This is a genomic window from Caulobacter sp. DWR2-3-1b2 (genome assembly GCF_049896345.1).
Taxonomy (GTDB): domain Bacteria; phylum Pseudomonadota; class Alphaproteobacteria; order Caulobacterales; family Caulobacteraceae; genus Caulobacter.
This window is the reverse complement of record NZ_JAFCUC010000002.1, coordinates 365,794-387,270: the sequence shown is the minus strand read 5'-3', so window position 1 is coordinate 387,270 and position 21,477 is coordinate 365,794. Positions and strand designations below refer to the sequence as shown.

The following is a 21,477-nucleotide window of genomic DNA, read 5'->3' as shown; positions in this document are numbered from 1 at the left end:
CTGCTAGAAGATTTGGCGAGTAATGACCAGACGGGTGGTGGGATAGGGCCACCCAGTTTGTCAGGCGTTTGACGCCTGGCCTTAGCTCGTTGTTTGGGCCAGAGAGAACAGACGTGTCGGCCTTCTAGACTTACCAACGGCCCAGTGTTCGAAACCTAGTCACCGTACAGGGTCGCATTGACCTGTGCTGAGCTCCCCTCAAAGGGCGCTGTACGCAGGCCGCTCAGGCTTCAACCCTGACCAGAGCGAGGCTTGAGCCCCCGCGAGCCGAGGATCGGCTTAATATTCCATCGTTTCTAGTCGGCCGTGGCCGCCGCGGGCCGGATGGACGGCCTGCCGCCCTGGTCAGGAAAGCCTTGACGGGCGCGTTGTGGTTCACAGGGCCACGCGGTCGCGTGTCCCGTCACCCAACGCCTTTTCTCCGCGGGCCCTTGTCCTGCCCTGGTGCAATGCGTGGGACGACTGTATTTGTTCGCCCGCTGCAGTGACCCGGGACGAGCTTGGGGGGCCGTTTCACAGCACTCGGTTTGAGGCCAGTGGGCAGTCCGCGACGCCAGAGGAAATGGAGATCTGAGTCGACGCGGCGGACGGCTCTCTATGTCCGAAACATGCCGCAAGCAGCATAGCGACTGGGGGCCCGATCTTTCGCGTCCGAACGGCTCATCAAGGCGGGACGCCTCCCTGGGAAAACGCGACCCTTTTTAAGGCGTAACCCCTTTAAGGTCGGCTGGAGCCGCCGCCAGACCGTCGAAATAGAGCGCGCGATCCTCGTCCACATGGGCCGACGAAATGATCGCCAGGGTCGCCGAATGAAGCGGAGAAAGTGCGATGCTGTCGCTCGATCCATCCTCGGCGCCCCCCCCGATGGCCGCTGGCGCGACGTTACTCTGCAGCCTGGCGCTCAGGCCATCGAGTCGCCTTTGCGCCTCGTCCGTTGCGTTGACGCGGATGGACGTCCTGGTCCTCTCGTTTAGCTTGGGGTCAAGTCGCAAGGTCACAAACTGCCCGTCCTCAACCACTGATCGATAGAGGGCCGCCGCCGCGTCGAGTCGCTCGCTGGCGGCATAGGCCGAAGCAAGGTTGAACCGTGAGAGGATGGACGGTCGGGCGACCAGGGCCTTTTCGAAGATGGCGCTCGCCGACCAGGGGCGTGCACACGCATAGGCCGAGCGCCCAACCACATTGGCGCCCAGAAGGTCCTCGGCGGCCGTTTTGACTGCTGGAACAATCTCGTCGGGTCGGCCGCAGTTGGTCTGGGCGGCTGCAGAACCGGCACCGACACTGAGGAGGGCGACAAGAGTGAGGACAGATCTGCGCATCAAAAATTCACCATGCCTTGGCTTAAGGCTCTTACCAAAAGCTTTCCTGACCCGGAAGGTTCCCGCTGAGGTCTCGGCCTGTACCCGCTTTGCGGGATTGCCATGAAGTCGTTCTGGTATCACGCCGGCCCAGATCAGCCTAGAGGCAGGAATTCAGCGGGCGAGCGTCATCTCCGTGCGTCACGCGAGCGCGCCCCCGCGTCTCGCAGCCTGGAACCTGGATTACGAAGCCGCGGTGATTTGGGACGCTCTTGAAGGCAGGCCCGGAGCGGGTATGGTCATCCACTCGAACACCTGTCCCGGAGCCTGGCGCTCGCGCCAGGTGTAGGGGGCCAAATCCCAGCGCAAGATCGCCGGCGACAGGCTGTCGAGGACGACCTCGCCCGTGTCGCCGATGACGAGCAGGACGGCGTGGCTTTCGCCCCAACGCGTCTGGACGATGGCGATGGAAAGCGTTGCCGCAGGGACGCCTGACGCAATAAGGGCCTGGCGTTTGGCCAGGACATAGTCTTCACAATCGCCGGGGGCGCCGTCTCGGGTTGGCGACTGCCAATAGTCCGCCTTTCCGAAGGTGGATTGGTCGGAAGCCTTGCGGATGCTGTAGTTCACCCGGCGGTTGACCGTGTTGAGCAGCGTCCAGGTTTCGGGCGTGAGGGCCAGAACGGTGTCGGCAGCCGGTCGGGCACTCTCCAGGTCATTGGCGGAGAGGGCTGCCGGCGGCGAAGGTTGATCGGCCTCTGCGAATCCCGGAACGGCTTGGGTTGAGGTGAGCTCAGGCGACCCCGCACCCGGCACGCCGCCGATCTGCGCAATGCTTTGCGCGGAGGGATTGGAGGAGGCGGCGAAGTCGGACGCGTGAGAGGCGCCATCGGCCACGGGGGTCTCCGCCTGCTGATCGCCGGCTTCTGTCGCCGAAGGACGATGAGGTCCGCCCGTCATCGCCGGCTGCAGGCGGGGGGCGATGACCACATCCGGGCGGCCAGGCGAGCCGACGGTTGGAAGGCCATAGGGCCGGTCATATGCGTCACGACCCGCGCTGCGGGGGAGGGGCGTGTTGCTGCTGGGCGCAGCGGACTGGACCCTCACGCCGTTCGACGCAGGACCGGGGGCGGCGCCGCGCGCAAACACGTTTCGCCAGTAGAGTTGAGAGGCGTGTCGCGCGGCTGCGGCGGGGTTTCGTCCCTCTGTCGTTGAGGACTGACATTGTTCCGGGGTTCGGCGGCAGAACTCCAGGAATCCGCTCGGGGCCGGGACGGAGAGGCCCAAAGGCATGGAGACGTGCATGGCCCGATCGGCCTCGGCCGCCCGCGCGGATCCGCCTGCGGCTCCCGCAGCGAGAACGAATAGCGTTGCGGTGACGTTCAGTATCCGGCGCGGCATGTAGGGTTCTCCAGCCATGCGGAGACATTGACGCGCCGAGTCTAAAATGCGCTTTACAGCTATAGTTTTTGGGCTGTGATCGAAGATGGTTGATGGTCGTTAAGATTGGCGCGGCTGGCTGGATGCTAAGCAAAAAATACTGCTGTTCTAAACTCAAGAGAGCGTGCCGCTTTGCGATAGGACGGGCTTGGCTCCTTCGGAGCGCCTGGCTCGGCTGCATAGCGCCGAGGAAACCCGGAGCAAATCGCGGGTGAGGCGGCGGGGTTAAACCGTTCACGCCGGTCAGGTGGCCCTTGGATCAGCATGCACCGTCTGAATGAGCAGAGGTTAGAACGCCTAATCAATTACCAGGAACGCAGCTCGGGTAGCGTCGGCTTTATGATGCTGAAGAGGTCCTGAGGGTGCCCATGGATCGACCTGGGCATCCGAGCATAGGCGGTGTGTTCGTCCTGGGCTGACGGGAACCGGACTCACCCGGTCTTTCCTACGCCTTTTCGACCTTCCCGTTCAGGTCGCGTCCATTCGGCCGACATGGGGGCTGAACTCGATCCACGGGAACGTCGATCCGAGCAGACGCCGAAGGCCAGCGGCGACTAGGGCACAGACCTTGACCCTCCGCGTTGGCGTTGACGCCGGCCCCCGAGTCTCACAGTTCGGTCGAGAATCAAGCAAAAGCTGGCGTTCAGCGGCTGCCTTGATGTTCGGGGATCATGTCCCGATCGAGATAGGCAAACTCCGGCCGCACGACCATCGTAGACCGGATGTGGTTGTTGTCCATGTAGATGACCCTGCCGTCATCGGTCGAAGGGCAAGTTCGAGCGCCGCACATGGTGTCGCGTGGATCGACCACATCGACGCCCGCTGCGCCAGCCATGGCGATGAGGCGGTCGCGCAAGCGGCGCTGCGGCGCGGTCATCTGATCGCGGGGAATGCCAAGGGGAGCGACCAGTCTGCGGGTCAGAAAGGTCTCGGCGTACAATCGTCGTGGATCGTTGCTGAAGGCATAGGGCACGGCCAGAACCAGCGTGATCTGCCGTCCTGCGCGCTTGAGCCGTTTAAGTTCGATCCCCAGCCGGTCCACGGCCCGATCGACTTGGGCGAGGTAGCCGGCCTCATCCAAGGGCGTTCGGCACCCGCTTGAGGTGACGAAACAAAGCTTCCGCTGCAACACGCCCGTCTCCTGGGCGGGTTCGACATACCCGGACCAGAACGCTGCGATCACAATGTGATGGTATGGCTGGGTGAGCGCATAGTCGAAAGCGGCGCGATTGCGATCTGCGCAATTGTTGCCTGGCGTCGTAAGGTTGACCAAAGGCAGGGTCGGACATCCGCCCCGTGTCACGAGTGTTACGCCGCCGGGGCGGTTCTCGAACAACTGCGACACGCGTGGAGTTAGTTGCTGCGCGTGTGAATCGCCGATGATCAGGGTGTCGCGAGCTGATGGATCGCCGATCTGACAGATGGCGAGCAGGCCTTCGGAAATCTTTCCGCCGACACAGTCGGCTGGATAGCGACGATCAGACGTGGCGGCCCTGTAATCCCTGAGGGCGGCCTGAATCTCGGGCGACAAGTGGGCGATGCGGGGGGCCTCCAGTCCATTGCTCGATGCTGCGACAGCTCCAATTCCCAAAGGGATCGCAAGACCCGCCAATGCGGATGTCACGGCCAGCCTGCCCGTTCGACCGAACAGGCGTTTGCGCATCCGCACCTCAAAAGTCACATGCGACAGGGCGCCCAAAAGGACTGAGCCCACAACTCCCCCAACGATCGCGGGGACGTTGTGGCGCAGGCCCAAATAAGCCAGTCCAACGACGACTGGCCAGTGCCACAGATAGATCGAATATGACCAAGCACCGATCCGCTGCACGCCCGGTAAGTTCGACCAGCCGTCCCACCGCCCTCCCGCCCAGATGACGAGGGCCGTCCCCAGCGTCGGCAGCAGGGCGTTCCAGGCGGGCCAGATCGTCGTCGGGTCGAAGACAAGGATCGACACGACGATCATTCCCAGTCCTGTCGTGATGACGAGCGGGGAGGGCATGCGCGAGAACAACAGCGGATAGCAGGCCACGAGGCCGCCCAGCAGAAGCTCCCAAGCCCGGAAGGGCAGCAAAAAAAAGCTGGTCTTGACAGCTCCCTCGCCGAGCATACCCGCTGCCGCGCAGGCGACGAACGACAGAACGGTGCCTGCGATCATAACGGCGCCAAATCGACGCCGCAGGAAATCAATCCGCCAGATCAGCATCACAAAAATGGGGAAGGCGAAATAGAACTGCCATTCGACCGAGAGAGACCATGTGTGCAGCAGCCATTGGGCGTCGGCGCCGGGGGCGAAATAACCGTCCTGAGACCAGAACAGGATGTTGGAGGTGAAGGTAAGGGTGGCCAGAATGCTGATCCCGATCTCCCGCGCCGTCATGGGATCCAGTACTGTCAGGCCGAGCACGGCCAATACGAGACAGAGCACGGCGAGTGCGGGCATGATCCGTTCGGCGCGGGCCCGATAAAAGCCCCAAAGCGAAAACGTCTTTCGCTGTAAGGCGCGCGTCACGATGCCTGTCATCAGGAATCCCGAGATCACGAAGAAGACATCTACGCCGACATAGCCGCCGTTTATGCCCGGAACGCCGAAATGAAACAGGACGACCGCCGCGACTGCGATGGCGCGGAGCGCTGCGATATCCGGTCGAAAGGTCGGACTCTGCATTGGATTTCCGCTCCGGCTGACAGAACGGTCGTTCGCCCCCTGAACTTTAGCAACTCTCCATTCCCGCGCGCAATGATGGTCCGCCCTTGATGGGCAGTCTCTACTGACGCTGTAGAAGCCCGAGGCAGAAGCCTGAGGTGGGCGTTCGCAACTGGACTGCGGAAGGAGAGGCGGACGGCCCCGCCGACCCAGTGCGCGAACAGGTTCGGCATCAGGCTCCGCCATGCTTTAGACGCGAGCCCTGGTTTTCCTGCATGCAGTCAGCGATGAAGGATCCTGCCTTGATCAGCTCGGCGTTGACCCGATCAAGATCAGCGCGCAAGTCGGCGACTTGGCTGCCTGACAGCAGGATCCGGCTATGGCGCTGTTTCCTGACTACGGCGTATGGTGACGCTAGCTGAGGCTCCGTGCGAGGCGCCGGGCTTGCAAGGGGAATGATGCCTGCTGCCCGACATGTCTTCATGTCGCGCGATCGTCAGTCACCGCCGACGACCAAATGGTGCTGTTTGGCCCGTTGTTCGCAAAGACCATGGCATCATCGCAGCCACCAGCCAGCCAGCCAGCCCGTCCGGCGACGAGCGCACCTCTCGCCGAGGGGCGGCGAACTGTAGGGTTCATCACTTGTTGAGCATACCCTTTCACCGGACTTTGTGACACTCAGCGACACTTTCAGGACGGTTGATAGGACTTACCGTCCCATGCTTACGCCTCGACGCGTCCTCACTGCCTTGCGCGTCGCCTTCGTCGTCGGGCTGATCCCTCGTGCTTGGTCCCTTTCAGGGTCTGGAGCATGTGTTCGGCCTGACCGACAAGCCCGCTCACGCCATCGCCGCCTTCGCCGTCACCCAGATCCTGTTCGCCGTCGCTCCGCGGCGCCGACGCACCGACCTGGCCGTCGTCATGCTGGTCTTCGGGGTCCTGACCGAACTGGCCCAGGGCCTGACGGGCCGCAGTATGTTTTTGGCGGACTTTTCAGCTGATGCGCTGGGGATCGGGATCGCCTTGCTCCCCGGGATGATCGAGCAATTGCGTCGTCTCGTTCGGACATCGCCGGACGCCACCTTGGCCTCTCTCGCCTGGGCTGACCGAAGACGGGGCGGTTCTCGTCGCTCGCGGACCTCCGCGCCGCAACTGACCCGTCGGACACGCGATCGGGCCTCGCTCGACGGAAGATAGTGGCCGGAGCGGGGTCTCAGGCCAAGGCCCGTCAGTCGGAACAATAGGCGGGTGGTGACGTCTGGCCGCGTCGCGCCGCTGGATCGATGTCATCGCGCGGGACCTGACAACCGAACGCGCGTCACCGGCGCGGCGGTCTGGCGAACCTTGCGTCCCCTTGCGCACGCGAGGCGGCCGGTCTGGGGGCGATTCCGTCGAGCCTGACCCGTTCTGATCCGACGGCGCGGCGACGGGGCTGTGCAGGACGCCGCAGGACCGACTCCGCGCTCTGGCCAAGCCCGTGACCCCCGCCATCCTGTTGGCGTGTCTGATCTCCACGCACGGCCCTTCGGATCACCCTCGGCCAGCCGTCCTCAGCGCCGCGCGGCGCAAGTCCGCTCCCTTGCGGCATCCGAGCGCCGCCCTTGGACAAGCGCCCCAATCGAAGTCCCGCCGCTTCCCACGGGGAGCCGGACGGGCGAGGGCGATGACGGTCGGGAGGCGAGGCCGATCGGAAGGGCGTCGGCGAGCGGCCAGGCGCTCCCCCGAAATCGGCTTTGGTCCGATCCGTGCGGCCTGCCCGGCTTGCGAGTCCGCCCGTCCGGGGGGGCCGGTCAGGCCAGGTGGGCGGCGATCGAGGTCTTGAACCGGCGACCCTCGTTCGGGTCGTGCACCTTGACCTGCTGAAACAGCACAAAATGTGAAATCCGCTCCGCCTTCAGCCAGCCCCGCGCCTGTTGTCTCGCGTCGGATCGCGCGGGCAAATCAATCAGCGTCCCCATCCAATGCCGGTCCGCCCTCGCTGTTCCCCGAGGGCGCTGTCCAAACCAGCTCCGGCGCGTAACCGCAGGCCCCGTCCCCGGGACACGGCCGCCTGGCGGCTTGCGGGCGGTGTAGGCCCAATGTCGCGCCCGGCTCCGCCTCGCGCGGATCGCCTCGACGGGCTGGATGAAAAGGCTCGCCGTCTTCGAAAAGGCGGCGAGCCATGGCCCTTTCCCAAGCGCCCGGCGCGGGGTTCAACGCTCCGGTTCCACAATTGCACGGCGGCATGGAGGTTCTGGGCGCCTCGAACCGCGAGGCCATAGCCGCATGCGCGCCGCCGGTTGCGCGGCGGTCAGGGCGTCAGCGGCGATCTTGGCAGAAAACTCGGGCCGGTGAGCGTTTCGAGGAGACCCCCTCGCGGGCGAGGCGGGCCGACGCTCATCGTGCCGGACGGACCCGCATCGTCGGACGGCCGATCGCCGTGCCCGCCGGGCTTGCGGCGCGCCTGTGGCCTCGGGCGCGACGATCACGCGCCGGCGCAGACGGGGGGCGGACGAGGGCGTGGCGCGCCAACCGCAGGTTGTTCGGACGGTCCCCGCCCCCTATGAGACGGCGTTTCGACCGTTCCAGCTTCTCCACCATTCGACGAAGCGCGGCGGGCCATCGTCCAGCGCCACCTTGGGGTCATAGCCCGTCAGGGCGCGAAGTTTGGAGACGTCGGCATAGGTGGCGGTGACGTCGCCGGGCTGCATCGGACGCATGATCTTGACCGCCTCGCGACCGAGCGCCTTCTCGAGAATCCGGATCATGTCCATCAGACCGACGGGTTTGGAATCGCCGATGTAGAATTGCGGTATTGTCGAGTCGAGGGCGGATCAAAACCACGCCGACCACGGCGAATGGCGTTCGCCAGGCCCAGATTTTTCGGCCGCTACAGTCGAGTTACGATGTGGGGCGCAATGTAGGGCGCTCTCATCTCCACCCCCATCGAACCCCTTACCCATGAGGGCCTCGGGGGGAGAGGTGGCTCCGCGGGTAGGATTCGAACCTACGACCAGCCGGTTAACAGCCGGCTGCTCTACCACTGAGCTACCGCGGAACAGGTCGCCTCAGGAAGAGGCCGGGTGATAGCCGCCCGTTTAACTCGGTGCAAGCGCATTCGGACAAAAAAACAGCCCGACTTGCGTCGAGCTGTTGAAAGTCAGTGATGGTGGGGTGTCTTCAAGGAAGACCAGCCGAAATTGGGCCTTTATGGTTAATCAGACCTTAATTTGACCTGCGACCAAAAGGCTTTACCGGGGCTTCATCAGGCCGACCGGGATGGCCGCCACCGCCACCGCGACATCGACCTTGGCGGCCGTGTCGCGCGATGAGGCGCCCAGGGTAACGGTGTAGTCACCGGCCGCCACGGACCAGCCGTGGGCCTTGGAGTCCCAGGTCGCCAGCAGGCGCGGATCGACCGCAAGGGTGACGCTTGTTGTGGCGCCAGGAGCCAGATCGACCTTGCTGAAGGCGGCCAGGCGCTGCGGCGCTTCCCAGCCTCCCGCCTTGGGCGAGACATAAACCTGCGGCACGGCCTTGCCCGCCCGGGGGCCGGTGTTCTTGACGTCGAAGCTGACGGTCACGACGCCGTCCTTGCTGGTGGCCTTGAGGTTGTCATAGGCGAAGCTGGTGTAGGACAGGCCGTGGCCGAAGGCGAACAGCGGCTGGTGGCCCTGCTTGTCGAACCATTTGTAGCCGACCGCCGCGCCCTCGATCGTGTAGTCGACCGGGAAGCTGTCGTCGGGCTTCTTGGGATCACCGTCCAGCACGGGGCGCGGCAATTGCGCCAGCGCCGCTGGGAAGGTGACGGGCAGCCGGCCCGAAGCGTCCACTTCGCCGGTCAGGACGCGGGCGATGGCCTCGCCGCCCGCCGAGCCGGGATACCAAGCCTCGACCACGCCGCCCACCTTGGGCAGCCACGGCATCAGGACCGGGCCGCCGGTCTCCAGCACCACCACGGTCCTGGTGTTGGCCGAGGCCACCGCGTCGATCAGGGCGTCCTGATTGTTCTCCAGGGTCAGCGGGCTGTCGAACGACTCGCCGTTCCATTGGGTGGCGAACACCAGGACGACGTCGCTGTCGGCCGCCAGCTTCGCGGCGGCGGCCAGATCCTTGCCGTCGGCATAGCGGATCTCGGCGCCGGGCAAGCGCGCCTTCAGGCCCTTGAGGGGCGAGGAGGGGAAATAGATCATCGGGCCGGGCCAACTGGCTGGACCTTCGCCCGTCACCGCGCGGCCGCCGATCGGATAGACCTGCGACGAGCCACCGCCCGATAGGACACCCACATCGGCGTGGCCGCCGATCACCGCGATCTTCTTGGCCGAAGCCGCGAGCGGCAGCAGGCCCTTGTCGTTCTTCAGCAGGACGATGCCTTCCTCGGCGTCGGCCTGGGTGACCTTGGCGTGCGCCGCGTAATCGATGGCGGCGATCTTGACCGGCTTTTCGACCACGCCACTGGCGAACAGGCCGCGCAGGATACGACGGGCCATGTCGTCGAGGCGGGCCTGTGAGACCTCGCCCTTGGTCAAGGCGCCTTTCAGCGGGCCCTGGAAGAAGTTCTGCTTGTCGAAGGCCTGGCCGGCGGATTCCTGGTCGAGGCCGGCGTTGATCGCCTTGGCGCTGGAATGCACCGCGCCCCAGTCGGACATCACGTAGTTCTTGAAGCCCCAGTCTTGCTTGAGCACCTTGTTGAGTAGGAAATCATTCTCGCAGGCGTAGTCGCCGTTGAGGCGGTTGTACGAGCACATCACCGAATGTGGGTCGGCGTCCTCGATGGCGAACTGGAAGGCCAGCAGGTCGGAGGTCCGGGCGTCGGCCTCGCCGATCTTGGAGTCCAACACGAAGCGTCCGGTTTCTTGGCCATTCACGGCGTAGTGCTTGATCGTCGAGACGATGGCGTTGGACTGGATGCCCTTGATCTGGGCCCCGACCATGCGGCCGGCCAATAACGGGTCCTCGCCGCCATATTCGAAATTGCGGCCGTTGCGCGGCTCGCGAACCAGGTTGACCCCGCCGGCCAGCATGACGTTGAAGCCGGAATCCCGCGCTTCCGAGCCGATCATCGCGCCGCCCTTGAAGGCCAGGTCGGGGTTCCAGGTGGCGGTGGTGGCCATGCCGGATGGCAGGGCTGTGCGTTCGCGCTTCTTGGGCTCGCCGCCCTGGGTGGCCACGCCGACGCCGGCGTCGGTCTGGAACTGGGCCGGAACGCCAAGACGCGCGATCCCCGGCACATAGCCGGCCGAGCCAGGCAGGGCTTGGGGCACGCGGGTGTATTTGGGCGCCATTTCCGAGCCGAAGAATCCGAAGATGATGGTCATCTTCTCGTCTTGGGTCATGGCCTTCAACGCCAGGTCGGCGCGGGCGTCGGGGTCGAGGCTCGCATCCAACCACGGCTGCGTGGCCGGGTAGGCGGCGGCGGTCTGAGCCTGCGCGGCTTGCGACACGGCGGCGATGGACACGCCTAGCATCAAGGCCAGGGCCAGGCCCTGCACGGATTGTCGGTTCATAGTACCTCCCACATCATTCTTGGCGTCGGCGAACGCTCGCCGACGCATTCTGGCGTTTGGCTCTAGCCGGCCCGAGCGGGGCCGGTGGATTCGCGGATGACCAGACTATGCTGGGTCAGGATTGTCGCCGCCGACTTGCCCAGCGCCTCGTTGGCGTTCCAGGACGAGAAGGCGGTGATGGCCCGGCGAGTCATCTGGTCGAAGGGTTGGCGAATAGTCGTCAGGGACGGCCAGATGGCCGCGGCGATTGGCGCATCATCGAAGCCGACCACCGACAGTTCGTCGGGCAGTTTCAGACCGCGACGCTGGGCTTCCATGCAGGTCGCTGCGGCCATGTCGTCATTGGCCGCGAAGATGGCGGTAGGTGGATCGGCCATGTCTAACAGGGCCTGGGCACCGATCAGACCGCCTTTGAAGGTGAAATCGCCAGGCACGATCAGCGCGGGGTCGGGGCGCGGCTTGCCGGCGGCGGCGTAGGCTTCGTTGAAGCCGTTGCGGCGCAGGGTGCTGGCGGCGTGGTCCGGGTGGCCGGCGATGTGGCCAATCCGCGTGTGGCCCAGGTTGAACAGATGCTCGACCACCTCGCGGGCCGCAGCGCGATCGTCCATGACGATGCCGGGCGACTGCGAATCGGGGCTGGTTGGCGAGATCAGCACGCAGCGCACGTCGTGCTCGCGCAGCAGGGTCTTGAGCGGCGCGAAATCGCATTCCGGCGGCAGCAGAACCATCTCTCGAATGCCGCCTTCGGTGACGAAGGCGCGAATCCGGTCTTCCCAGCGCGCCATGTCGCCCTCGACCAACTCGGCCGTCAGGTGGCGGCCGTTCTCGAGGCAGGCGACCATCAGGGCGTGATGGACGCGGGTCTGATAGCCGCCGCTGGGGTCGCCCATCAGGATGCCGACCGCCGGAGCGGTCTGCGAGCGCAGCGTGCGCGCCACGGCGTTCGGCTGATAATTCAAGGCTTGCATGGCGTTGCGGACGCGTTCGCGAGTCTTTGTGGTGACGCTCTCGTGGTCGTTCATGACCCGCGAGACCGTCTTGGGCGACACTCCCGCCTGAAGCGCCACATCATGGATCGTCGCCATTACGTCGTCGCACCTAGGGTTCAAATTTCTCGGCGTCGCGCCTGATCACTGGAACCGCTACCGCTTGCCAGCAAGGAACCCATAGCCCAACCCGACAACGATGTCATGCCTGAGGACATTATTTGTCTGTAATAGACATCCAGTTGGACATTTATGGACACTTCGAGACATTTCATAACAGCGATTTCTCGCGCAGCGGGGGAAAGCAACTACCTAGTCAGGGCTGGGCATGGCTTGGTGGCCTGCCAAACGCCGACTCTCAAGCCTTCCCGGTGTAAGGTCGGTCCATCCCTATCAGGGTGAATTGATAAGTATCATCAGAGGTTTGTGGGCTGTATCTGGGGATGAGGTTTGCGTCGGGCGGCCAGTAAATTCCATTGCATCGCCCGTTTCCACGCTCTTCCTCACAAAATGACAACGTTGACATTCCAGTTGACACGGAGCGGACATTTGCCGATCTTGCACTGCGGCTGGGGAGGGCGTGAGCCAGCGTGTGCGTCTCGAGACGCAGGGGGCGCCTACAGATTTCGCCTGAACGCAGGACCTTCCGGGCAGGCCGGATGTCCTGAGCACCAGGCGAATTGATTGCAGCCCTCGTCGAAACCGGCGGGGGTCAAGAACGGCCATAAAAACGTTTGGGGAGCGAAGATCTTGTCCAATCCAACCCACAAGTCCGTCTTGGCGCGGGGCATGACCCTGACGCTGCTGGCGGGCGCATCGACCATGGCGCTGGCCACCAGCGCCTGGGCCCAGGCGGCGCCGGACGCGCCCGCCCAGGTCGAGGAAATCGTCGTCACCGGCATCCGCGGCTCGCAGATGCGCTCGGTCGATGTCAAGCGGCGCGAAGCCTCGATCGTCGACGCCATCTCATCGGAAGACATCGGCAAGCTGCCAGACGTCACCATCGCCGACTCGCTGCAGCGGATCCCGGGCATCCAGATCAGACGCGACGCAGGCGAAGGCGCCACGGTCAACATCCGCGGTCTGGCCCAGGTCATCACCCTGCTGAACGGCGAACAGTATCTCAGCGCCGGCAACATGGGCTCGGCCCAGCCAAACCTGCTCGACGTGCCCTCGCAACTGATGAACCAGGTGCTGGTCTACAAGTCGACCGATCCGAAGAACGCCCTGTCGGGCATCACCGGCACCATCGACCTGCGCACCCGTCGTCCGTTCCAGATGCAGGAAGGGTTCCAGATCGCCGGCGGCCTCGAAGGCCAGACCGGCGAACGCACCAAGGAAAACGACTACGTCGCCAATGCCCTGGTCAGCTGGCGCAACGACCGCGTCGGTATCCTGGCCTCGGTGGCCGGCAGCGAGTCGAACCTGGGCAACAACTCCTCTGGCGTGGTCGGCATGTCCGGCAATAACGACTGGGGTGGCGGCGCCGCCAACAACTTCGTTTCGCCGCACGGCTTCGAAAGCTTCAACCGCGTGAACGAGCGCAAGCGCCTGGGCGTCAATGTCTCGTTCGAGGCCGACCTGGGCGAAGGCTTCACGCTGGTGGCCGAGGGATTCTACGCCAAGCTCGACGAATACAACCGCGCCGCGGGCATCAATATCTCCAACCGTTGGGACGGCGGCGCCTTCGGCGTTTGGACCCAGCCCACGGTCTCGGAGGCCACCGGCCAGAAGAGCACCGGCAATGGCCGCCCGTGGGTGGCTGTCGATGAGTACGACATCGACGCCTGGTGGGTGAACACCTTTTCGGTCAACCGCACCACCAAGTCGACGACCAAGAACTACAACCTCGAACTGAAATACGACAACGGCGGCAAGTTCACGAGCGAGGTGCGGGCCATCCGCGCCAACGGCAACCGCCTCAGCATGAACGGCCAAGCCCAGGGCGACCTGAGCAACTGGCAGTACGCGCCGGGCCGCTTCAACCTGTTCCGCGACCCCGCCGACCGCACCCGAGGTCCGTTCTATCCGTCGTCGATCTGTTCGCAGTATCCGGCTTCGCAGCGCAGCAACGCGGTCGTCGGCAGCGCCGGCGGCTGTTATCTGAACCCCAACCCGCAAGGTTACGGCGCCAATCCGCAGCTGCACTACAATATCAGCGGCGACAAGGCGATCTGGAGCGGCTTCGACAAGCCTTTGGTTGGCGGTCTTGGCGCCGGCAAGACGCTCAAGGACTACATGGCCAACAAGGACAGCTACGCGATCGCGGCGTTCTCCTCGGAAGGCAATAACGAAGTCGACTCGGACATGAACGTGTTCCGCGCCGAGGGTCACTACAAGTTCGATAATAACTTCCTGGGCTTCATCACCAAGATCGACGCCGGGGTTCGCCAGAGCGACCGGTCCGTCAACGTCGAGTCGTTCCACCTGTTCTCGCCGTTCTACGGCGGCTCGCCGGGCGCGGTGCAACTGAACGGCCAACCGGTTCCGGCCGCCGGCTGTTTCGCCCAGTGGAAGGCTATCGACGTCGTCATGAGCCAGGACCAGTGCCAGGCGGGGGAAGTCGTCTCCAACCCCGCCTACAATTCGACCCTGCCGCTCGGGACCGGGCCTTCAAACTGCACCGCGCCCCCGGGCCTTGGCGCCAACGATCGCAAGAACACCCCAACCTGCTTCCAGGGCTATACGGTCAACCGGCCGACCAAGATCGACGCCCACAACAACGTCATCTTCCTCACCGACCTGGGTGGCGTCACCCAGGGCATGCCGGGTTTCTGGGTCGTCGATCCGCATGACTTCGACGATGTGGCTTCGTTCCAGAAGAAGGTGTTCGGCGCGGCGGTCCGCTATCAGATCCCCGGCGCGACTTATGACGTGACCCTGAAGGAGCAGAGCGCCTACGGCGTGATGAACTTCGCGGCCGGCAAGCTGTCGGGTAACCTTGGCCTGCATGTCATCCAGACGCACTTCCTGGTGAAGCAGAACCTGACGGGCGCCACCCAGAACTACGGCGACACCAATCTGGACGTCGGCGACACGGTCTCCACCCGCAAATATACCGACTGGCTGCCGTCGCTGAACGCTGTCTATGACTTCGACGACCACCTGAAGTTCCGCTTCGCCTACAGCAAGACCATGCAACCGCTGGATCTGGGCAATTACGGCGGCGGTCTCAGCATCTCCACCGCCGACTGCGGCACCAAGCCCGGCCGTTGCGTGACCGGCGCCAGCTCCTCGGGCAACCCGAACCTGGATCCGTGGCGCTCGACCAACTTCGACGGCGCGGTCGAGTACTATTTCGGCAGCGCCTCGATGGTGAACCTGTCGGCCTTCAAGCTGAAGATCGACAGCTTCGTCACCGGCGGCACCACCACCGGCACCTTCAAGGACGAGGACGGCACCCCGCGCACCGTCAATGTCAGCCAGCCCATCCAGGGCGACGGCGGCTCGGTGAAGGGCGTCGAAGTCGGCACCAAGCTGGCGTTGAGCGACCTGCTGGCCGGCGGCGGCTTCTTCTCCAACTTCGGCGTCGACGCTAACTACACCTACTCGCCCAGCTCGGAATCACGGCTTGGTCTCGATGGCAAGAAACTGCCGTTCACCGATAACTCAAAACAGCAGTACAACCTGATCGGTTGGTACCAGGACGACAAGTTCCAGGCCCGCGTGGCCTACAACTATCGTACTGACCGGTTGTCCACGGTGGCTGGAAGCTCCGGCGACAACCTGCCGATCTTCCAGAAGGCCACGGGCTATGTCGACGTCAATGTCAGTTACAATGTTCGCGACAATGTCGTGGTCTACGCCAACGGCTCAAACGTGACCGGAGAGATTGAGAATTACTACGTGAAGTTTGCGGAAGGTAAGACTCAGTACTTCAGCCAGAACGAGTTCGAAGCCCGATACACCATCGGCGTGCGCGCGAAGTTCTAGCGCCTCCACCCCTCCCTGCGGGCCGCCGTGACCCCTGTCACGGCGGCTTCTTTTTTCGCGCGGGGGCGATAGCATGGACCACAAGACGGGCGTGCTCGACGCCCGCGACACGGAAGCCGAAGTGCTTCGAGCGTTTGGGGACTGAGCATGGCGCATGACCGTATCCGCGAGATCGTCATCGTTGGCGGCGGTACGGCCGGCTGGATGGCGGCCGCCAGTTTGAAGCATCACTTCGGAAACGCGCTGATCAACATCACCCTGATCGAGTCCTCGCAGATCGGCACGATCGGCGTGGGCGAGGCCACGATCCCGACCATCCGCCGCTTCTACCAGGCGCTGGGCCTGTCCGACATCGACGTGCTCCGCGCCACCGGCGGCACCTGCAAGCTGGGAATCCGCTTCAACGACTGGCTGCGGCCCGGCTCATGCTTCATCCACCCCTTTGGCCTGTACGGCCAAGACCTCAAGGGCGTCGCCTTTCACCACTACTGGATGCGGCTGCGGGCCAATGGTGAGGATGTTCCTCTGGCCGACTATTCGCTGGGCGCAAGCCTGGCGGCGGGCGGCAAGTTTGTCACCCCGTCGCGCAACCCGCCCTCGTCGCTGTCGGTCTTCGACTGGGCGCTGCATTTCGACGCCAGCCTGTTCGCCAAGCTGATGCGCCAGGTCGCCGAGCGGGCCGGTGTGCGCCGCCTCGACGCCAGGATCACCGACGTCAACCTGCGCGGCGAGGACGGCTTCATCGAGTCCGTTACGCTCGACAGCGGCGGGCGCGTCGCGGGCGACCTGTTCATCGACTGCTCGGGCTTCCGCGGCCTGCTGATCGAGGAGGCGCTGCACACTGGTTATGAGGACTGGAGCGAGTGGCTAATGTGCGACTCCGCCCTGGCCGTGCAGAGCGAAGGGAAGGGCGCTCCGCCGCCCTACACCGACGTCACTGCCCGCCCGGCCGGCTGGCAATGGCGCATTCCGCTGCAGCATCGCTACGGCAATGGCTATGTCTATTCCAGCCGCCATACGAGCGACGAGGACGCCAAGGCCGTGCTGGTGGGCTCCCTCGACGAGCGTCTGTTACACGAGCCCCGCAAGATCGGCTTCCATCCCGGCCGCAGGCTGAAGGCCTGGAACAAGAACTGCATCGCCCTGGGCCTGGCATCGGGCTTTCTCGAGCCTCTCGAGAGCACCAGCATCGCCCTGATCGAGACGGGCATCGAGAAGATCAAGCAGTTGTTCCCCAACCGCGACTTCAACCCGCTGGTGATCGACGAGTTCAACGCGATGTCGCGGCTGGAGATGGAGCGCGTCCGCGACTTCATCATCCTGCACTACAAGGCCAACCAGAGGACGGACGACCCGACCGGATTCTGGCGACACTGCCGCGAGATGAGCGTGCCCGACACGCTCCAGAAGAAGATCGACCTGTGGCGCGCCCAGGGACACTTCATCCGCTATCGCTGGGAGATGTTCTCGCAACCCAGCTGGCTGGCGATCTATGATGGGTTCGAAATGCTGCCGGAAACCTACGACGCCAGCGTCGATGGGCTGGACGTGCGGCAGCTGTCGGCCGCCCTGACCGAGATGCGAAAATCGGTGCGCGAGACCGTCGACGCTTCACCGACTCACGGCGATTTCATCGAACAGTATGCCCGGCCTCAGGCCGTCGCGGCCGAGTAAGGAAACGACCTCATGGCTCATCTGAACAAGATCGTGATCGTCGGCGGCGGTTCGGCTGGGTGGATCTGCGCGGCCATGCTCAGCCACTATTTCCAGAACGGCCCCACCGAAGTCGAGCTGGTCGAATCCGAGGAGATCGGCACGATCGGGGTGGGCGAATCGACCATCCCGCCGTTCCTGCAGCTGATCCGAACCTTGGGCATCGACGAGCAGGACTTCATCCAGAAGACCCAAGCCGCCTTCAAGCTGGCCATCCGCTTCGAGAACTGGCGCCAGAAGGGCGAAACCTACTACCATCCGTTCGGCCAGATCGGCGGACCGCTGGAGATCAATGAGTTTTATCAGTGCTGGCTTCGCGCCAAGCAGAACGGCCATCCGTCGGCGCTGCAGGACTTCGCGCCCGCCACGGTGATGGCCGACACGGGAAAGTTCATGCTGCCGGCCAAGGCCCAGCGCACGATGATCGCCAACGCCAACTACGCCCTGCACATCGACGCCAAGTTGGTGGCCCAGTATCTGCGCGACTTCGCCGAGACGCGCGGCGTCAAGCGGACGGAAGGCATCGTCACCAATGTGGCCACCCGCGCCGACGGTGGCATCGAGAAAGTGATCCTGAAGGACGGCCGCGAGGTGGCGGGCGACTTCTTCATCGATTGCTCGGGCTTCCGCTCCTTGCTGGTCGGCAAGACCCTGGACGAGCCTTTCCGCGACTGGTCCGACCTGCTGCTGTGCGACCGCGCGATTGCGTTGCAGACCGAGAATGTCGGCGCGCCCCATCCCTACACCCTGGCCCAGGCCCAGGACTTCGGCTGGCGCTGGCGCATCCCGCTGCAGCATCGCTCAGGCAACGGCTACGTGTTCTGCAGCAAATATCTCAGCGACGACGAAGCCACCGCCGTGTTGATGAGCCAGGTCCAGGGCGAGGTGGTGCTCGGCCCCAATGTCATCCCGTTCAAGACCGGCATGCGCCAGAGGCCCTGGGTCAAGAACTGCGTCGCCATCGGCCTGGCCGCCGGCTTCATCGAGCCGCTGGAATCCACCGCCCTGCATTTGATCTACAAGGGCATGGACTATCTGCTGCGGTTCATGCCGGACATGGACGCCGACCCCATCCTGGCGGCCGAGTACAATCGCCGGATCACCGCCGACTACGAGGAGATCCGTGACTTCGTCGTGCTGCACTATTCGGTGACCGCCCGCGGTGACACGCCGTTCTGGCGCGCCTGCCAGGCGGTCGAACTGCCTGAAAGCCTGAAGACGCGGATCGCCTTGTTCAAGGCCAGCGCCGCGCTGCGCGACGGGGTTGACGACATGTTCCGCGCCCCCAGCTGGCAGTCGGTGATGGAAGGCATGGGCATCCGGCCCCAACGCTACCAGCAGTTGGTCGATCGCATTCCGCTGGGCGTGATCATGAACCTGATGGACAAGTCAGCGCCCATGTTGGCCGAGTTCGTCGCCACGCTGCCCAGCCACCAGGACTTCCTGAGCCAGCACTGCCCGGCCGAGCCGTTCAGGCGGTCGGCCTGACCCTTTTGTTGCGCGGGCGGAGAAGACCAGGTTTACCGCCGGGCCCTGGCCTGGGTGACTACCGCGGGGTCGGCCAGCAAGGTGTCGAGCGGCCGACCCGCCAGGGTGCAACTGGCCGTGCGTGTTACGCCGCGGCCGCCGGTGACATCGCAACGCAGGGATTGAGCGAAGGCGGCAGACATCAGCTTTTCGCGATCGTCGGTCATCAGCGCGATGGACGACGAAATCCGCAGCGGGATCCACTGGTCGGGCGTCGGGCCCTGGGCGACGCACAGGGTACGGCCGTCGAGAACATGCATCACCGGGCCAGTGACCGTCTGGCCGACAGACGGCGTGGGGCCACGGCAGGTCTGGGCCATGGCGGGGGCGGCGATCATCAGCGCCACGCTCGCCAGCGCCGTTCCACCCAGTACTACCCAGCCCTTGGCCATGTTAGGATTTTCCAATGCGTTAATTCAACACGGCCACCGCTCACCTGTTCCCGGCGGATCCCCTCAAGAAAGCGGACGTTGGCGAGTGATGCCCATCGGCCACACATGCATGAGGCCCGGTCGCCTGCGTCGGCTCACGGACGGCGAACGGGCGCTAAGCGCCCAGGTGTTTGGTCGCGCGCTGGACAGCACGCGCGTGCGGCTCTGGGCGATGCCGCTGTGGAGCCGCGCCTTCGCCGCCAGCGGCCGGTTGATGGCTTGGCCGGCGCGAGGCGCGCGGCCGGATTTCACCGCTTCCGACGTCTCCGTCCGCGACCAGGCGCTTTTCGTCCATGAGCTGGTGCATGTCTGGCAGGCGCAGCACGGTCTCAACCTGCTGATCGCCAAGCTGCGGGCCGGGGACGGGCCGGCCGCCTACGCCTACGACCTGACCGGCGAACCGGTCTTCACGGCCCTGAACCTCGAGCAGCAGGCCATGGTCGTCGAGGACGCCTTTAAGCGCGCGCACGGCCTCGACGCGCCCCATGCAGCCTCCGCCTATGCCGTCGTGTTAGAGACTGTGCTTCCGAACCTGGCGAGTCGCCTGGCTCGGACCATGGACGCGTGACGGGAGAACTCCGCTGGCGACGGTGAAGCGTACGGGCTCGAAGAAGACCCTGACGACGGCCAATCTGGCCGCCTTGGGCGCCGAGCGGCTGGCCGATCTGCTGATCGATGTCGCCGACGGTCATGCCCAGATCAAGCGCCGGCTTCGTCTGGAGCTGGCGGGCGAGGTGGGGGCAGGGGACCTGGCGGCAGAGCTGGCCAAGCGCATCGAGTCCGTCGCCGATAGCCGCGCCCGCATCCACTGGCGCAAGCACAAGGAGTTCGTCCGCGAGCTGGACATGGTGCGGGCGATGATTGCCGGTCGGTTGACCGAACTCGACGCCGCCCTGGCCTTGTCGATGATGCTGCGCTTCCTGGACCTGGCCGACTGGGTGTTTCAACGCACCGCCGACGCCAAGGGCGAGGTCGATGCGGTGTTTGATCTGGCCGTCGAGGATGTGGCGAGCATCTCTGCCGTGGCCATGCCAGATCCGCGCCTCCTGACCGACCAGCTCCATGATCTGTTGGTCTCGGGCCGCGCCGGCCTGGCGCCGCGCGTGCTGAAGAACGCCCTGCCGGCCATGGGCCAGGACGCCATCGCCATTCTGCGGGCCCGGATCCAGACGGCCATGGCCTCGCAGAAGCGGGTCAGCGGCACATTCAAGGCCGCAGTTCAGGTCCTGTCCGACGCCTTGGGCGACGTCGATGGCTACATCGCCCAATTCACCGACTCCCAGGCCGTGCTGCCGCCCATCGGGACCCAGATCGCCCGCCGGCTGATGGCGGCGGGGCGGCTGGACGAGGCGATCGCGGCGCTCGACCGCGCGACGCCGGGCTCTTTCGCCCAACTGATCGGCACGGTGTTGGGACGACCCAGCCTGCCTGGACCCGGGGCGCTCGAATGGGAAGAGACCTATATCGACGTGCTGGAGGCGCGCGGGCAGGGCGACCTGGCCCAGGACATGCGCTGGGCCGGCTTCGAGCGCGGCCTGTCGGTCGAGCGGCTGCGAGACTATCTCAAGCGCCTGCCCGATTTCGACGACGTCGAGGCCGAGGACAAGGCCCTGGCCCATGCGGAAGACTTTCACGACCTGCACGCGGCGCTCGATTTCCTGATCCGTTGGCCGGCCTGGGATCGCGCCGCGCGCCTGGTGCTGCGCCGCGCCTCGGAGCTGGACGGCGATCGGCCCGAATTGCTGGAGCCAGCCGCCCGCGCCATCGAGGGCCGCCACCCCCTGGCCGCCACCTTGCTGCTGCGCGCCCTGATCCTGGATACCGCCCGCTACGCCCGCGTCGCCCGCTACAAGGACGCCCAGCATCAGATGCTGGAAATCGCCTCCCTGGTCCCGGCCATCGCCGACTGGAGCGATCACGAGGACGCCGAGGCCTTCGCGGCCCGCGTGGTGGGCTATCGGCGCTGGTAGATCTCGGCGCTTCCTTCGGGAAAAGCCCCGATTGCCTAGACCCGAGCGG

Annotated in this window: 13 protein-coding genes, 1 tRNA gene and 1 pseudogene; 6 read left to right on the top strand and 9 right to left on the bottom strand. The window is 64.9% G+C overall.

The genetic code is table 11. The features are described from left to right. Positions 1-701 precede the first annotated feature (701 nt). The 3 genes from ACP694_RS08130 to ACP694_RS08120 form a co-directional block, all read right to left on the bottom strand. Positions 702-1,319: a hypothetical protein gene (locus tag ACP694_RS08130; RefSeq protein ID WP_426011625.1), complete on the bottom strand. Its 618-nt coding sequence runs from the start codon at positions 1,317-1,319 to the stop codon at positions 702-704. Between the two features lie 222 nt (positions 1,320-1,541). Continuing rightward, a complete protein-coding gene (locus tag ACP694_RS08125) occupies positions 1,542-2,195 on the bottom strand; it encodes a transglutaminase-like cysteine peptidase (RefSeq protein ID WP_426011624.1) in 654 nt (217 codons plus the stop codon). A gap of 1,186 nt (positions 2,196-3,381) precedes the next feature. Then, entirely contained in the window at positions 3,382-5,403 is a 2,022-nt protein-coding gene (locus ACP694_RS08120; protein ID WP_426011623.1) for an acyltransferase family protein, read from the bottom strand. Between the two features lie 762 nt (positions 5,404-6,165). On the opposite strand from ACP694_RS08120, the gene ACP694_RS08115 reads away from it, so the two are divergent. Then, on the top strand, positions 6,166-6,579 hold the full coding sequence (locus ACP694_RS08115; protein WP_426011622.1) for a hypothetical protein: 414 nt from the start codon (positions 6,166-6,168) through the stop codon (positions 6,577-6,579). A 593-nt stretch (positions 6,580-7,172) separates the two neighbouring features. On the opposite strand, the gene ACP694_RS08110 is transcribed toward ACP694_RS08115, so the two are convergent. From ACP694_RS08110 to ACP694_RS08090, 5 genes and pseudogenes are all read right to left on the bottom strand, one after another. Next, a complete protein-coding gene (locus ACP694_RS08110) occupies positions 7,173-7,340 on the bottom strand; it encodes a hypothetical protein (protein ID WP_426011621.1) in 168 nt (55 codons plus the stop codon). A gap of 582 nt (positions 7,341-7,922) precedes the next feature. Next, positions 7,923-8,168, bottom strand: a pseudogene (locus tag ACP694_RS08105) (protein CapI); the annotation flags it as partial. A gap of 176 nt (positions 8,169-8,344) precedes the next feature. Next, positions 8,345-8,419: transfer RNA gene (locus ACP694_RS08100), tRNA-Asn, on the bottom strand. Positions 8,420-8,612: 193 nt separating this feature from the next. Continuing rightward, a complete protein-coding gene (locus ACP694_RS08095; RefSeq protein ID WP_426011620.1) occupies positions 8,613-10,868 on the bottom strand; it encodes a glycoside hydrolase family 3 C-terminal domain-containing protein in 2,256 nt (751 codons plus the stop codon). 62 nt (positions 10,869-10,930) lie between these two features. Then, a complete protein-coding gene (locus ACP694_RS08090; protein ID WP_426011619.1) occupies positions 10,931-11,953 on the bottom strand; it encodes a LacI family DNA-binding transcriptional regulator in 1,023 nt (340 codons plus the stop codon). 690 nt (positions 11,954-12,643) lie between these two features. On the opposite strand from ACP694_RS08090, the gene ACP694_RS08085 reads away from it, so the two are divergent. From ACP694_RS08085 to ACP694_RS08075, 3 genes are all read left to right on the top strand, one after another. Further along, the gene (locus ACP694_RS08085; RefSeq protein WP_426011833.1) at positions 12,644-15,787 is read left to right on the top strand and encodes a TonB-dependent receptor domain-containing protein; all 3,144 of its coding nucleotides are present in this window, start codon (positions 12,644-12,646) and stop codon (positions 15,785-15,787) included. 147 nt (positions 15,788-15,934) lie between these two features. Further along, a complete protein-coding gene (locus tag ACP694_RS08080) occupies positions 15,935-17,461 on the top strand; it encodes a tryptophan halogenase family protein (RefSeq protein ID WP_426011618.1) in 1,527 nt (508 codons plus the stop codon). 12 nt (positions 17,462-17,473) lie between these two features. Beyond that, positions 17,474-18,988: a tryptophan halogenase family protein gene (locus ACP694_RS08075; RefSeq protein WP_426011617.1), complete on the top strand. Its 1,515-nt coding sequence runs from the start codon at positions 17,474-17,476 to the stop codon at positions 18,986-18,988. Between the two features lie 32 nt (positions 18,989-19,020). Here the strand turns inward: ACP694_RS08075 and ACP694_RS08070 are convergent, their stop codons facing one another. After that, on the bottom strand, positions 19,021-19,419 hold the full coding sequence (locus ACP694_RS08070; protein ID WP_426011616.1) for a hypothetical protein: 399 nt from the start codon (positions 19,417-19,419) through the stop codon (positions 19,021-19,023). A gap of 109 nt (positions 19,420-19,528) precedes the next feature. Here ACP694_RS08070 and ACP694_RS08065 point away from each other — a divergent pair, with 109 nt between their 5' ends. Both ACP694_RS08065 and ACP694_RS08060 read left to right on the top strand, forming a co-directional pair. After that, on the top strand, positions 19,529-20,026 hold the full coding sequence (locus tag ACP694_RS08065) for a hypothetical protein (protein ID WP_426011615.1): 498 nt from the start codon (positions 19,529-19,531) through the stop codon (positions 20,024-20,026). A 22-nt stretch (positions 20,027-20,048) separates the two neighbouring features. Beyond that, complete coding sequence (locus ACP694_RS08060; protein WP_426011614.1) at positions 20,049-21,428, top strand: DUF6880 family protein; 1,380 nt, start codon at positions 20,049-20,051, stop codon at positions 21,426-21,428. The last annotated feature ends 49 nt before the right edge of the window (positions 21,429-21,477 follow it).